This window comes from Thermoactinomyces sp. CICC 23799, assembly GCF_016055145.1.
Classification (GTDB): domain Bacteria; phylum Bacillota; class Bacilli; order Thermoactinomycetales; family Thermoactinomycetaceae; genus Thermoactinomyces; species Thermoactinomyces intermedius.
Map to the genome: position 1 here is coordinate 1 of NZ_JAECVV010000020.1, position 2177 is coordinate 2177.

The following is a 2177-nucleotide window of genomic DNA, read 5'->3' on the forward strand; positions in this document are numbered from 1 at the left end:
GTAACTGTGGTTTGAACTGTGAAATGAACTGTGCTTTAACAAAATAAAGAATCCCACAGCCAAAAATGGCCATGGGAAAGGGTTTGATGATTTCAGAGTATCGGCTTTGGAAGTCGTGAAAGACTTCAGTGTATCGGCTTTGGAAATCATCTAAAAGTCTTTTACTCAATTGCTTTTGTGCAATTGGGACGATTAAAGGGGAAAATCCCCCTCATATATTACGCAAAATATAGCGGAAATGTTCCACTTAATAATTTTTATGCAATCAAGTTCAACAATTCTTCTCTTTTAATCTTCTTGTCACTTCCTGCCGGATAATTTTCCAACAAGTATTCCTTTAAACGCTCAGCCCACTCTTCTTGGTAGCTGTTTACTTGTTTTATTTTAGCCATAAAGTCCATCTCAATCGATTCATCACTCACCAAGTCAAGGATTTGTGGAAGATAATCTTTCTTTTCATACTCATAAGCTTGCCACATCGTGTAACATATTGCTTCCAAAATCGTATGAAGAATGAGCATTAATTGCGGACTTTCCGCCACTTCATCCTCTCCTTCAATAAAAATGAGTCCGTCTTCTTCGTCATCAAACTGATAATACAGATCATCTGCACCATGCTTTTTCTCTTCAACCCATTCCCAGCACATATCTAACATATTCCGAATTAGATGATGCCATGAGTATTTTTTTGTCAGAACTAAAATTTTTTCCGATAAGCACAATACATAAGCTGCTTTTGCATCCTCACTGATGTGATCATACCAACTCATTAATAAACACCTTCCCTATCAAGGATTATATTTATATTGTTTACCATTTTTCACAATGAAGAAATGCCTTTTAGTTATTTTTTGTTCTTTTGAAACTTCAGAGGACAAAATAATTTCGAGATTTGGATATCTCTTACTTAATTCAAACAATATTCCTTTATTTTTATTAGGATTTGCAAGCCCTGATTTACAATAATTACATACCCCAGTTGGGTTTGATTGATGAATATATAATTTTCCTTTCACATCGTTAGGATTTGGATATTTTGCATCTACCTTTTTTATAAATTTATTAATGACCATTTCCTCTGCATGATTAACAGCTTTTCTAAAAGTAAAAGGAGCTTTAATTGGTCTGTCAGGCATTTCTTCATCCAAAGGCTTTAATCCCGCCTCTTCTGGTGCTACTTTTATTACTCCTGGTGATGCACCTTCAAACACTTCTCCTTCCAAACCTTTAATATCTGTTCGGCCTACTGCAATGGTATGTTTATCAGTTTTTACTGTTGCTCTCAATTTTTTTAAATCTTCTTTCAGAAGATCTGTTATGCCTGCATCAACGCATCCGGGTTTTACTGCCAAGAAGAAAGCATGGTATCCGCCAGTTTGTCGAACAGCAACACAATCGCCAACTTTGTTGAAAACATTTTTGACAATCGGGGTTTTGGCCAGTACCGGTTCCAATGATGCAACGGCTTTATTAATCGCTGGTTGGGCAAAGTGAACCACGGCGACGGAGCCGGCTCCAAAAATTCCTGCCAAAATGGCATTTTTCCAATTGATCTTCCGTCCATGCAAAATATCGTCTGCCACACTGGTTCCGGCACCCTCGACGGCTCCGATGGCTCCGCCTTTGCCAAACATTTTCTGGAGAGGTGCCGGCAATTTGGAAACCAGTTTTTGTCCTCCGCGAAGAACAGGACCTAAGACTTTGGAATTCTTGGCACCCATGATCAGTTTTTGCCCGATGCCACTGGCCAATCCCCGGGAAGCTCCTGCCGTGATGCCTCCTCCGATCAATCCCAAGAGGCCGCCAATGGCTGCTTCCAAGAAGGTCATTTTGTTCATTTCCCAACCATTCAGAGCCATACTGATCACAAATGACAAAGCCATACCACTGAGTACGGCAATCCCTAACGGTGTGGCAAAGATGCACAAGACAATGCCCAAAATCAGGACACCGGCAAACGCTATGTATTCCTTAAATTTGACGATCCAGTCCCACACTGCAGACAGTGTATCAATTACGACTTCTGCTATTTTGGAGCAAATTTCAGTAAACCAATCCTAAAAGGCGGCTGCTTTCTCTTTGGTCCATTCCCATGCACCTGAAATTTTGTCCCCGAACCAATCTCCTGCCTTTGACAATGATTCGGTAACAGAATCGAAAAATCCTTTCTCTTCCTT

At 40.0% G+C, this 2177-nt stretch carries 2 protein-coding genes; both read right to left on the minus strand.

What is annotated here, in order from left to right; translation table 11 throughout:
* Window positions 1-257 precede the first annotated feature (257 nt).
* A complete protein-coding gene (locus I8U21_RS14695; protein ID WP_198054190.1) occupies window positions 258-770 on the minus strand; it encodes an Imm6 family immunity protein in 513 nt (170 codons plus the stop codon).
* An 18-nt stretch (window positions 771-788) separates the two neighbouring features.
* A complete protein-coding gene (locus tag I8U21_RS14700) occupies window positions 789-1940 on the minus strand; it encodes a hypothetical protein (RefSeq protein WP_198054191.1) in 1152 nt (383 codons plus the stop codon).
* Between the last annotated feature and the right edge of the window lie 237 nt (window positions 1941-2177).